The sequence below is a fragment of the Shewanella woodyi ATCC 51908 genome (assembly GCF_000019525.1).
GTDB classification, from domain to species: domain Bacteria; phylum Pseudomonadota; class Gammaproteobacteria; order Enterobacterales; family Shewanellaceae; genus Shewanella; species Shewanella woodyi.
Genome location: NC_010506.1, coordinates 3654349 through 3666740, shown reverse-complemented (window position 1 = coordinate 3666740; position 12392 = coordinate 3654349). Strand labels below are relative to the sequence as shown.

Genomic DNA, 12392 nt, shown 5'->3' with positions numbered 1-12392 from the left:
TACAAGGGCGAGTAGGGCGCTTAGCCAAGAGCCTTGTGAGAAACCAGTTGGAGCAGCTCTTAATGTTGTTCAGGTAATTTTGGTAGAGAGTAAGTCTGTGGATGTGTACTGACGGAGACTCATTAATGATGGAAAATTTTTCAGTTTTAGATAGTATGAAAAATGTACCACATTTGGTTTGCCAATATTCATACTGTTTATACTTAGGCCTAGCGTCTAGATAGCCATCATTAGGAGTGCATTATGAGTCATACCTATAAAATTATTGAGTTAGTGGGTTCATCGCCTATCAGTTCAGATGATGCGATAAAGGAAGCGATTAATACGGCAGGGCAAACATTAAAACATCTGCGCTGGTTCGAAGTGGTGGAGACCCGGGGGCATTTAGAGGCTGGAGTCGTTGCGCACTGGCAGGTGACGATTAAAGTCGGCTTTACGCTAGAGGAGAGTTAGCGCTTAGCTATGAGCCACGAGTTCCTAAGGCTAGGGACTCGCTTTTATGCATCTCTGGGCAGACCTTTTTCGACACTGCGTATCACCCGCTGTGTCTTACGGTTTACTGTTGGCACTTCTCCACCTTGTTTAAATCTCTGCTGCTTTAATGCCCAGTCAATATGTTCAGCGACCATCTCATCAAGTTCCTCCGTTTGCTTTTTGAGTTCGAGAGTATCAATAATTGTTTGTGAAAATGGTGCATTCCCCAGTGCTACAGCGATATTTCTCAGCCAGCGTTTATGACCGATACGACGTATTGGACTGCCCTCTGTGATTTTCAAAAACTCGGCTTCACTCCAATTAAAGAGTGTGAGTAACTCAGGTTGTTTGAGTGGATCTCTGGTGTGAAAATCTGTTTCTAATGTCAATGGTGACTTGCTGTTGACTGGACAGACTAACTGACAATCATCACAGCCATAGATGCGATTACCGATAAGAGGGCGGAACTCTTCGGGGATTGCGCCTTGCAACTCTATGGTTAGGTAGGAGATACAGCGTCTGCCATCGACGATATAGGGTTCGACAATGGCGTTTGTTGGGCAAGATTTAATGCATGCAACGCAGGTGTTACATCCTTCACTGACAGGAATGTCGACCGGAAGTGGTAAGTCAATAAGTAGCTCTCCTAAGAAGAACCAACTGCCAGCATCTTGATTGAGTAACAGGCTATGCTTACCGGTCCAGCCAAGGCCTGCCTTGTCAGCGAGTGGTCGTTCAAGGATGGGCGCAGAGTCAACAAAAGGGCGAAAGTTAGGCTTACCTACGCCTAAGCGAGTAAGCTCTTCCTCTATCATTAACCCTAACTTTTTGAGCCTATTTCGAATGAGCTTATGGTAGTCTCGCCCACCGGCGTAACGGGAGATGTAGGCAAGATTAGGATCGCGTAAATTTGTCGCAAATCCAGCTTCTGGTGGGAGATAGTCCATGCGGGCGGATATAACACGTATTGTACCTGGATGTAGCTCATGGGGGCGAGCGCGCATCATGCCATGGCTCTCCATATACCCCATCTCTCCGTGATAGCCCTTATCTAGCCACTGCTGTAGTTTAGGCTCCTCTATAGTTAAATCAGTATCACAAATACCTATTTGAGCGAAGCCAAGCTCTTTTCCCCAATGTTTAATACTTATTACCAGTTGGGAAAGTTGGCTTGATGTGAGAGAGTCAAAACTTGATTGAGTTAACACAGAGTTGGGCATAGGTAGCGTAAGGTTTAAGGAGTACCTCAGTATAATAACAGGTATTGTTCTGTTATCTAAGCGTAGCGCCTGAGAAATTGACTAGAGAGATATTTAATTAAACCGTCGTTTTGTTTATGTTTTGGGTTATCAGTTACGGGTGAACTGTTTTATTAATTACTGGTATTGGGTGCTGACGTCTCCGTTTGTGGTCTCAATTTTGTTGTAGAAGAGGTATTATGGGTCGTTGTTTTAAAAGCGGATTTTTTTCTATTTTTTTATCCCTTCTATTGATATGTCAATCGATTGCCGATGAAAGTGTTGAGTTACGTCTGCTGACTGAGCCATGGGCTCCTGTTTCTTACGATGATGCAGGCATTGCTTCTGGTTTTGCTGTTGAACTTGTCAATGAGTTACAGCGGATTATGGGGACTGAACTGGAGATTGAGGTGCTACCTTGGGCGAGAGCTTTATCGATTGCTAACTCTTTGCCAAATGTGGTGTTGTTTGCTACCTCTGTCGATGAAGAACGACGTAAAAACTTTGATTTTGTTGGGCCTATTATTACCAGTAAAATTTCACTCTATGCAAAAGCCAATGATCATATTGAAATTAACAGTCTTGAAGAGTTAAACCATGCGGGCAGCATAGGTACCTATCGAAGTGCTATCGGTTTAGAGATGTTAAAAGAGTTAGGGCTAACACAGCTTTTGGTATCAAGCTTCCCTCACCAGTCAGCTAAACAGTTGATTAAGGGGCGAGTAAGGTTTTGGTGTCAGGCTGATATTGCAGTAGCAAGCTTACTAACCAAAATTGGCGCTAATATCGATTCGGTTAAACCTGTTTTTGTCCTCTCGGAGATAGAGCTGTATCTTGCTTTTTCAAAAGGGACTGAATTAGAGGTGATTAAGCAGTGGCAAAGTGCGCTGGCGTACTATAAAGCTTCAGGTAAATTCAAACGCCTCTATTATAAGTGGTTTGGCGACTTACCGGTTCCAGAAAGAGTTGAGCTTATCAGGCGAGTAGAGTGAGTTTAAGTTGGGGTGTGGTTTACTGATCCGTTTGTTGAGTATTAAAGACAGCGCGATTTCTGCCGTTGGTTTTTGCTTGGTAAAGTGCTGTATCTGCCCGATTAAGTAGCTCAGTGAAGGAGGCATCTTGCTCTTTTTCCGCCACTCCCGCACTGACTGATATAGACAATGTGGGAGACAAATGTGAAAGATCAGTTTTTGCGATCGACTCCACTAACCTATTAGCGATTTTTATGGCCTGTTCAAGCGAAGTGTCGGGCAAAATAATAAGAAACTCTTCGCCACCGACTCGTCCGACAAGATCGGCTCTTCTCATCATTAGATTACTGATATTGGCCAGTTCAAACAGTACTTTATCTCCAATCTCATGACCAAAATTATCATTGATCTTCTTAAAGTGATCCGCATCAAACAGTATCAGGGATAACTTACTGTTATTATTTGAAAAGTGTTTCTCTGCTTCTGAATAAGTTTGTCTACGGTTTGGGAGCTTAGTCAGGTGGTCGGTTAATGCCAGTACCGCTAATAATTTAGACTTTTGTACCTGTTTGATAGCAAAGAGTGAGACAAAAAGGATCACGATAACGGCCAGTATAATCACAGTAAATTGAAGGTATCGATTTTGCTCAAGAATGTGTAGTTCAAGCTCTCTCGCTTTTTGTAATTCGATAAGTTGTTTATTTTCAGTCTCAATCTGTTCGGTATTAAAACGTGTTCGCATCTCTGTCGTGCGATTTGATTGCATTTTTGCGTCAAGTTCATTGTGCAGTTGCACATATCTTTGTAATGCCTGAAGCGCTTTTGGCCAGTCGCCTAGTGAGGTATAAACTTGACTTTCAATCTGTGATAACTGGGCTAAACCTCGTTTGTTTTTTACTCTATTAAAAGCTGACTTTGCTTCTAAGAGTGCGTTGAGTGCTTCACTTGGTTTCTCATCTATTAAGCTAATTTCAGCCTCAAAAAGCTTCATAAAACTGTAGAAGGCTTCATCTTTTGAGGTTATGTGGGGACTGGCTTGAGATAAATATTCTTGAGCCTCAGTTATTCTGTTGAGTTTAATTAAGCTTCCTGAGATGTTAACCGCGATAGTCGATGCGCTAAAAATGTCTCCCTGTTTTTGCCAGTACTCATAGGATTTTTGATAGTATTCTATCGCCTTATTATATTCCCCCAACTCTTCGTAAGCGATGGCCATCTCAGTGATCATGGCTGTGGCTGCGTCCATATCATTGAGTTTAATGAACCTAGCTTCAAGCTGTTTATAGTATTTTATCGCGGTTTGGGGATCACCGAAACGTCGGTAGCTGGTGGCGAGATCTGACAGGTTTATTTGACTCCAGTGGTTAAGGCCTAAGTTGTCATAAAGATGCTGTGCAGTGATAAGATCTTCAAGAGCGAGAGAGAAGTTTCCTTGAAATGAGTACATGGCGCCGCGAATGCTACGTCCATCGGCGATAAGCTTCAGTGACTCTATCTGATAGGCTCGTTGAATGATCTCATCATACTCTTTTAATGCTTGTGTAACCTTGCCATCTATTTGATTAAACCAGGCTTTACAGAGTTGAATATCCAGATGATGTTCAGGTGATTGTTGAATAAAAGGATTATTGAGTTGCTTGTTGGCAAAACTGATGGCAAGCGCTCTCTGTTTTGGGTCGTCAACATCATAGTTCCAGCAGATAATAGCTTGAAGCCTAAGATAATAGCTGCTATCTCGTTCGGATAATTGGTTCTTTAGGTAGGTTATCTTTTCGATTAATTCAGTTTGAGGGATGGTTGTCCCACTCTCTAATTCAGTTAGCACCTTCTCAATAGTGTTGTAATCATCAGCTTTTACGACCGAAATGGTGGTTAAAAGGATTAATAAACAAAAGCTTAATAGTAAAAGGCCTGTTCTATTGATCACGGTTCATTACCCTATGAGTTAATATTCTTTTGCAACTTAAGCATAGTTGTTAGTTTTAACCATCCGTAAACTATCGGTTGAATATTAGTGTGCCTTATCACTGCATGTAATCGAATGTTAAATTGTATTGTACCGACATCTAGCCACTTGTATACCTGTTTGTTTCTTTGCATTTAGAGAGAGGTACAGGTATAAATGCACGCTTTAGCTGAGCCAAGATAAACCATCAATATTAACTTTAGAGTGGTGAACAGAAACCGTGGCTTAGTGTTAGTGGCATTTTTAAGTTGAGTCACGATTTGTGTAAACGACTCGACTCCTATTTTTTGAAACCATATCGAGTAAACCATGATAGAGATAACCCCAGAATATAAAGCACGCGTTGAGCAAGTATCATTAAACGTGTGTAATCTTGTTATTCCAATGGATCAGATCCCACAGAATCTTTTTGAGGCCTATGCCAATCTATGTAATGAGTTATTAGAAGACAGTGATGAGAAGTTCATCAAGGGGTGGGAAGCTTTGCCAAATAGTGCAAAAGCTCTGCTACCTCAGGAAGACTTCCATGGATTTTATATCGCTAATGCCTGGCTACAACTAAGCCGTGTTGCTCAAGATATCTCAGAGGCTGCTGATACCGATGATGCGATAGCGGAAAATGAATACAGTGGTATTTTTACTCGTATCTCCGATGAGTCATTAAAAGAGAGTTCAAAGAAATTAAAGAAAGCGCGCACGAATAGAGCACTGCTTAATAGCATTCGTGCTGTGGTTGATGGTAAGTAACCTATTTCAAGCTGTTAGAGTAGAGATACCCTATTATTCACTGACTTTTTGAGAACAAAATGAAAATCATAGCCGATGAAAACATGCCTTATGTACAAGAGCTGTTTGGGGACTTAGGGATCATTGAAACGGTAAATGGCCGTAGCCTAACAGCTGAAATGGTAAAAGATGCTGATGTATTGCTGGTACGCTCGGTGACCCAAGTCGATGCATCATTACTATCAAAGAATAGTCAGTTAACCTTTGTGGGTAGTGCAACAATAGGGACTGATCATATCGATACTGAGTATCTGACTCAGCGTCAGATCTCCTTTTCAAATGCCCCTGGCTGCAATGCAACGGCGGTAGGCGAGTTTGCCTTTATCGCCATGTTGGAGTTGGCCAATCGATTTGGAACAAGCCTGAAAGACAAAGTGGTGGGGATTGTCGGTGCTGGTAATACTGGGAGTGCGGTGGCCAGATGTTTACAAGCTTACGGCGTTGAAGTGCTATTACATGATCCCTTGATTGAAAAAAGCGATCCTCGCAATTTTGTTTCGTTAGATGAGCTTATCACTCGCGCAAACGTTATCAGCCTACATGTGCCTATCACTAAGAGTGGTGAACATAAAACTTGGTATCTGTTTGACGAGAGTAGACTAAATAGCCTTAATGCTGACACTTGGTTATTGAACTGCTGTCGGGGCGAGGTGGTAGATAACCGTGCTTTGATAAACGTTAAACAGCAAAGAGCAGATATTAAAGTGGTGCTTGATGTATGGGAGGGGGAACCGAATCCGATGCGTGAACTGATCCCCTATGTGGAGTTTGCTACGCCCCATATTGCAGGTTATAGCTTAGAGGGAAAAGCGCGGGGCACCTATATGCTTTATCAGAAGTTGATGCAGGTGTTGGGTAAAAAGGAGGAGAAAGAGATGCTGGCACTTTTACCCTCTTTTTGGACCGAGCAGCTGACACTGACCAAGGAGCCTTCTGAAAAAGCGCTATTACAGCTTAGTCGCTTTGTTTATGACCTTCGTGATGATGATGCGTTATTTAGAGCTACTTTGCTTGAAGATCCATCAAAAAAAGCCCCTGTTAATTCCTCTAATAACAATGGGTTTGACCTTATGAGAAAAAATCACAAGCATAGACGTGAATTTAGCGCGTTAACGCTAGCAACTACGGGTCAATCTGAGGTAGATTGGTTGCTTAATTTAGGATATTCAGGAGTCGGTCGGTAATTATGTCGCAAGAATTTAATGTTGTCGTATTAGGTGCTACGGGTGCTGTGGGTCAAACTATGATTGAGATCCTCGAAGAGCGCAATTTTCCCGTTGCGAATTTATTCCCTCTTGCCAGCAGTCGTAGTGCTGGTAATACGGTAAGCTTCCACGGTAAACAGGTAGAAATTCTTGATGTCGATAAGTTTGACTGGTCTCAGGCTCAGATAGGCTTTTTCTCTGCTGGTGGCGATGTCTCGGCTAAATGGGCACCGATTGCTGCAGAGCATGGTTGTGTTGTTATCGACAACACCTCTCATTTTAGATATGACATCGATGTACCGCTTGTAGTTCCTGAAGTGAACCCTCAAGCTATTGCCGATTTCCGTAATCGAAATATTATCGCTAACCCGAACTGCTCTACGATTCAGATGTTGGTGGCCCTTAAGCCGATATATGATGCATTTGGGATCTCACGTATCAATGTGGCGACTTACCAGTCTGTTTCAGGCTCAGGTAAGCAAGCAATAGAAGAGTTGGCGAGTCAGTGTGCCAAGTTGCTTCAGGGCTTACCCATTGAACCAAAGGCTTATCCTAAGCAGATAGCCTTTAATGCGCTGCCTCATATCGACAAGTTTATGGATAATGGTTATACGAAAGAGGAGATGAAGATGGTCTGGGAAACCCAGAAAATCTTCGGCGATGAAAGCATAGTTGTTAACCCAACTGCTGTTCGTGTTCCTGTTTTCCATGGTCATTCAGAAGCGATACATTTAGAGACTCTGCAACCAGTTGACGCCGAAGATGTTAAGTCTGTGTTGCGAGATGCGCCGGGTGTTGAACTGTTTGAATCAGATGAAGAGTATCCAACCGTGGTGACCGATGCTGCTGGGTGTGATCCAGTTTATGTGGGACGTGTACGTAAAGACATCTCACATGAAAATGGCATTAACCTGTGGGTTGTCTCTGATAATATTAGAAAAGGTGCTGCGCTTAATAGCATACAGATAGCCGAAGTATTAATAAGAGATTATTACTAGTTCTAGGCTGATTTATGCCTGTTTTGTTGAAAAAGCCTGCAATATGCGGGCTTTTTTTATATTTGCACTTGTTTTTGAATTGTGAACAGTAGCAGACCATTGATTTCTGGTTTATAGTAATCTCAATAAATACAATTGCCTAAAGCTATGCTCCTGTGAGCTGCCCGCTACGCTTGAAAGGGAAGAATGAATGAACTTTCGCACTCCGTATCTAGTCGGTTTGATTGCCTCAATATTACTCGTCCTAGTTACCAGCTCCATTGAACAGACTGTATCTGCAGCTGAACCTTTAAAGATTACGGGTCCAGATGGTGAGGTTAGAGAAACCACTAGGCAATATGGTCCTACTCGCTCTTCTGACACATTTTGGAGTATAGCTCAGAAGATGCAGCCTGATGCTAGTGTTAGCATTTATCAGGTGATGGGGGCTATTTATGATGCCAATCCACACGCCTTTACCAACTCAAATTACAACAGTTTAGAGAAAGGGATGATACTGCTTATCCCCTCAAAAGAGGTGATGTTAGCGATTCCTAAGAGCATGGCCAAGCAGCGTGCGGAGCGAAATGATGCTGGTTGGAAAAAGATCACCGCCAAACCTGTTGCAGCTCAAAAGCCGAGCACTCCTGTCGCTGAGCCAATAAAAACTGAACAGCCAGAGTCGGCTTCTGTTAAAGAGCCTGTAAGCGAGAGCCCAAAAAGCGTCAATGACGCTGTGCAAAACAGTGATCTGCAAGCCAAGTTAGATGCATCCGAAGATAAAAACCTGCAATTGGCAGATGAACTAGTGAGAGCTCAGGATGAGCTCAGTCTTAGTAGCAGTGATATCGAAGCCTTGACTGGGAAAGTGGATCTTCTCAATGAAGAGGTTGCTGTTTTACAGGAGCAACTTCAAGCAAGCCGATTAAAAAATGAATCTTTGACTGCAGATGTTGAAGCACTGAAAGAGAGGTTGGCTGAGATGGAGCTACCAGCTCCTCAAGAGGATGAGATTAAGTGGAAAGAGCTGATGAGCAATCCCGTAGCTCTTATTCTTGGTGCTGCGCTTCCTGCATTTATCTTCCTAATTTTACTTTGGTTATTCTTAAAGCGTCGTCGAAATGAAGGTGAGCAGCAGGAGAGTGAAGAGAAGAGTGTAGAAGGTGAGGCTGAATCGGCTCCGGCACCAAGCGCAGAAGAGGCTGTGAGTGAGAGTGAAACTTCTGATGATATGGCTGTCCATCTTGATACCGAGGAGGATGAAGACTCTCTTGACTCCTTAATGAATGTCGATTCTAGCGAGTTGCAACCAGAAGTTGAGATGGAAGTTGACTCAGAACAGATGGATATGGCGAATGAGATGTTTGTTGATCCAGGTGAGACTGAAACTGAAGGGGAGAGCGACCTTGATGTGGAAGATGAAGGCCAGTCTCTTGATGAGCTTTGGGCTGAAGCTATGGGAGAACAAGATGGTGAAGGGGAAGAGGATTTAGACTCGCTTCTTGAAGACTTCGGAGTCGATGAGAAAGAGGAGACGCCTGATGCTGCCGAAGCTGATCTGGATTCATTGCTTACCGATATCAATGAAACAGAAACAGCCTCAGAGCCTGAATCGGCTGAACAGGAAGAGGACTTAGATGCCCTGCTTGAGGGGATAGGTGAAACGGAAGCTGAGCCTGAAGTTAAGAGTGAAGAAGCCGATCTTGACTCACTTCTTGAAGAGTTTGATCTACCCGCTGAGGAGAGCCAAGGTGAAGAAAGTGGTGAAGATCTTAATGAGGCGATAGCTGCAGAGCTAGCGGCAGAGGCCGATAATGAGCAGGTTGATGAAGCTGATCTGGACTCCTTATTAGCAGGATTTGATGAACCCCAAGGCGATGAAACACCTGAAGAAGCTGAGCTGAGTGAAGAGATAGCAGCCCAATTGGCTGCAGATACAGAAGATGAGCCAGTTGATGAAGCCGATCTTGATTCACTGCTTGCAGGCTTTGATGAGCCCGAAAATGCTGAGAATAGTGAAAGTGCTGAAGCAACTGAAGCGCCTGAATTAACCGAAGAAGCTGATTTAAGCGCAGAGATTGCTGCCGAGCTAACCGAATCTGTTGATGAGCAGGCCGATGAAGCCGATCTTGATTCACTGCTTGCAGGCTTTGATGAGCCCGAAAATGCTGAGAATAGTGAAAGTGCTGAAGCAACTGAAGCTCCCGAACTAACAGAGGAAGCAGACCTAAGCGCAGAGATTGCCGCTGAGTTAACTGAATCTGTTGATGAGCAGGCCGATGAAGCCGATCTGGACTCACTGCTTGCAGGTTTTGATGAGCCGGAAAATGCCGAGAATAGTGAAAGTGCTGAAGCAACTGAAGCGCCTGAATTAACCGAAGAAGCTGATTTAAGTGCAGAGATTGCTGCCGAGCTAACCGAATCTGTTGATGAGCAGGCCGTTGATGCGGATCTGGACTCACTGCTTGCAGGCTTTTATGAGCCTGAAAATGCCGAGAATAGTGAAAGTGTTGAAGCGCCTGAATTAACCGAAGAAGCTGATTTAAGCGCAGAGATTGCTGCCGAGCTAACCGAATCTGTTGATGAGCAGGCCGATGATGCGGATCTGGACTCACTGCTGGCAGGCTTTGATGAGCCTGAAAATGCCGAGAATAGTGAAAGTGTTGAAACGCCTGAACTAACCGAAGAAGCTGATTTAGGTGAAGAGATTGCTGCCGAGCTAACCGAATCAGTTGATGAGCCGAAGAGCACTGAAAACCTTGAGAGTACAGAAAGCGTAGAGGCAACAGAACTGCCTGAGTTAGCCGAAGAAGCCGATTTAGGTGAGGAGTTGGCTGCTCAAAAGAGTGAAGTTGAAGCTGAAGATACCATAGATGATGCTGACCTGGACTCTCTACTCGATGGTTTCGATGAGCCTGCTGAGCCACTGCAGAGTGAAGATGTGCAGGTAGAGGAGCAAGTTGAGCCTCAAAAGGATGAAGCCCTTGATGCACTATTGGCGGATCTAAAATCAGTAGAGGAGAAGCCCGCTTCTAAAGAGGATAACTTCTTTGGTGACCTAAAGAGCAATAAGTCTAAAAGTGATAATAGCCTTGAGTGGGATGGTGCATTAACCGATGATGCTAACGAATCACAGCCTGCTGAGGGTGGGGAGCATCCAGATGTTATTGAAGAGCAAAGTGATGACGACTTTGATCTCTCACTTGCTGACGAAGGAAAAATAACCGTTGATGAAGCTTTAGCGGCGTTAGATGCTCAGGAGCAGTCTGAATCATCGGCGAGTCATGTTGATGAACATGATCTGACCACATTTCAAAAAGATAACGGTTTCATCGACATTGATCGATTGTTAAATGAAGCTGACGAAGAGAGTGATGAGGTTGATCAATATAAAGAGCTCGATGTCGATATGGGAGAGCTTGATAGCTTAATGGGTAATGCTTCTATGGTAGATGTTGATGATGAGGAGAACTCAGTTAACGCCAAATTAGATCTTGCTAGAGCTTATATCGAGATTGACGATAATGACAGTGCCATGGCCTTGCTTAAAGAGGTGCAGTTAGATGGTAATGAGAGGCAACAAGAGGAAGCTCAAGGCTTAATCAAAACCCTCGGCTAAGTCGGATACTTGTTTACTGATAAATGGCGCCAGTTGGCGCCATTTCTTTATCTATTTTATACATATACCCAAACTACCTAAGAATGCTCGTTTCAGAGGCGTTGCGCGAGTTCAATTCTAGACGCATTTGCGTAGGAATGGTTACTCCCTTTTTAGTGAATGCTACAACGAAGTGGGCTTGCACAAATCCACTGAATCCTGCATTTCCAAGTAGTCTGGGTATATGAGATCGGTATTTCATTATGTTAGAATCCCGCCCCTAAATAGATTTGAGCAATACTGCTGCTTTTAAGCTCAATGGTTAAGCAGTGGCTAGAAAGGGTTAAGAGGTTGTATGCGAGTAGCGTTAGGTATCGAATATGATGGCAGTAAGTATTTTGGCTGGCAGCGTCAAGTTGAGGTTGATTCAGTTCAAGCTCAATTAGAGAGAGCACTTTCCAAAGTGGCTAATGAACCGATTAGTGTTCATTGTGCTGGTAGGACGGACACTGGTGTTCATGCAACTGGCCAAGTTGTTCATTTCGACACAGATGCGATACGTAAAGAGTCTGCTTGGACTTTAGGTGTCAATGTCAGCTTACCTGACGATATTGCTGTGCGATGGGCTAAAGTGGTCGATGAGGATTTTCATGCTCGTTTTTCTGCTACAGCGCGTCGCTATCGCTATATGATCTATAACTATCAGCTTCGCCCAGGGATATTACGCTCTGGGGTCAGCCACTATAGAACTCACCTTGATGAGAACAAGATGCATGAAGCGGCGCAACACTTTGTGGGTGAACATGACTTTACTAGTTTCAGGGCGCTTCACTGTCAGTCCAAGTCGCCTAATCGCAATGTTCATGAGGTGAATGTAACTCGTCAGGGGATGTATATCTGTGTCGATATTAAAGCCAATGCATTTTTACATCATATGGTTAGAAATATTGTTGGCTCCTTGATTGAGATTGGTTTAGGTCATCAAAGTCATGAGTGGATCCCTGAGCTGCTGGCACTAAAAGACAGGAGTAAGGCTGCACCAACGGCAAAACCTAACGGTTTGTATATGGTCGATGTCACTTACCCTGAGCATTTTCAGTTACCTAAGTTGGCTTTAGGTCCTCTGTTTATGCTGGATTAATCTAAATTATATTGCTCAATTCGCTCCACTGTGTGG

Annotated in this window: 9 protein-coding genes; 7 read left to right on the top strand and 2 right to left on the bottom strand. The window is 43.6% G+C overall.

From position 1 onward, the window contains the following. Positions 1 to 243: 243 nt before the first annotated feature. Positions 244 to 453 carry a dodecin gene (locus tag SWOO_RS15435; protein ID WP_012325599.1) on the top strand — a complete coding sequence of 70 codons (210 nt, stop codon included), beginning with the start codon at positions 244 to 246 and terminating at the stop codon, positions 451 to 453. Positions 454 to 497: 44 nt separating this feature from the next. Here SWOO_RS15435 and queG read toward each other — a convergent pair whose 3' ends face one another. Next, positions 498 to 1694 (bottom strand): tRNA epoxyqueuosine(34) reductase QueG, encoded by a 1197-nt coding sequence (gene queG / locus SWOO_RS15430; RefSeq protein ID WP_012325598.1) that lies wholly within the window; start codon positions 1692 to 1694, stop codon positions 498 to 500. 218 nt (positions 1695 to 1912) lie between these two features. Between queG and SWOO_RS15425 the strand changes: the two genes are divergently transcribed. Next, positions 1913 to 2704, top strand: coding sequence for a substrate-binding periplasmic protein (locus SWOO_RS15425; protein WP_012325597.1), 792 nt, complete (start codon positions 1913 to 1915; stop codon positions 2702 to 2704). Between the two features lie 19 nt (positions 2705 to 2723). Here the strand turns inward: SWOO_RS15425 and SWOO_RS15420 are convergent, their stop codons facing one another. Continuing rightward, positions 2724 to 4610, bottom strand: coding sequence for a tetratricopeptide repeat-containing diguanylate cyclase (locus tag SWOO_RS15420; protein ID WP_012325596.1), 1887 nt, complete (start codon positions 4608 to 4610; stop codon positions 2724 to 2726). A 348-nt stretch (positions 4611 to 4958) separates the two neighbouring features. Here SWOO_RS15420 and SWOO_RS15415 point away from each other — a divergent pair, with 348 nt between their 5' ends. From SWOO_RS15415 to truA, 5 genes are all read left to right on the top strand, one after another. Next, positions 4959 to 5396: a DUF3069 domain-containing protein gene (locus tag SWOO_RS15415; protein WP_012325595.1), complete on the top strand. Its 438-nt coding sequence runs from the start codon at positions 4959 to 4961 to the stop codon at positions 5394 to 5396. A gap of 59 nt (positions 5397 to 5455) precedes the next feature. Next, positions 5456 to 6619, top strand: coding sequence for a 4-phosphoerythronate dehydrogenase (locus tag SWOO_RS15410; RefSeq protein WP_012325594.1), 1164 nt, complete (start codon positions 5456 to 5458; stop codon positions 6617 to 6619). 2 nt (positions 6620 to 6621) lie between these two features. After that, the gene (locus SWOO_RS15405) at positions 6622 to 7638 is read left to right on the top strand and encodes an aspartate-semialdehyde dehydrogenase (RefSeq protein WP_012325593.1); all 1017 of its coding nucleotides are present in this window, start codon (positions 6622 to 6624) and stop codon (positions 7636 to 7638) included. A 190-nt stretch (positions 7639 to 7828) separates the two neighbouring features. Further along, a complete protein-coding gene (locus tag SWOO_RS15400; protein ID WP_012325592.1) occupies positions 7829 to 11236 on the top strand; it encodes a FimV/HubP family polar landmark protein in 3408 nt (1135 codons plus the stop codon). A gap of 334 nt (positions 11237 to 11570) precedes the next feature. Further along, complete coding sequence (truA, locus tag SWOO_RS15395; protein ID WP_012325591.1) at positions 11571 to 12356, top strand: tRNA pseudouridine(38-40) synthase TruA; 786 nt, start codon at positions 11571 to 11573, stop codon at positions 12354 to 12356. The last annotated feature ends 36 nt before the right edge of the window (positions 12357 to 12392 follow it).